At 62.2% G+C, this 251-nt stretch carries 1 protein-coding gene; it reads right to left on the bottom strand.

Features of this window, described 5'->3' with window-relative positions:
* On the bottom strand, positions 1-251 hold a 251-nt coding region (locus KVT28_RS25810), incomplete at both ends, for an Ig-like domain-containing protein (RefSeq protein ID WP_217551102.1).

The raw sequence follows: 251 nt of genomic DNA, 5'->3' as shown, positions 1-251 counted from the left end.
GCCTTTTTCCGCCGTGCCATTAAGCAGCGGACGTGCATCGTTGGTGAGGCCGGTGCCGTCGTTGGCAATGGCGCCGATCGTGCCGCCGCTTACCGCGTCGGTAACGGTCGCAATCACCGGCTGCGCAATCAGGGTATCGACGGTGATGGTGAAGCTATCTGACATCACCGAGACGTTGCCCGCCGGATCGACGGCCTGCACGCTCAGCGTATGCGAGCCTTCGTCAAACTCATCGGCACCGGAATACTGCC

Source organism: Pantoea sp. GbtcB22 (genome assembly GCF_019091025.1).
GTDB classification, from domain to species: Bacteria; Pseudomonadota; Gammaproteobacteria; order Enterobacterales; family Enterobacteriaceae; genus Pantoea; species Pantoea leporis.
Note: the sequence above shows the minus strand (reverse complement) of the source record. Positions and strands in the feature narration are given on the sequence as shown.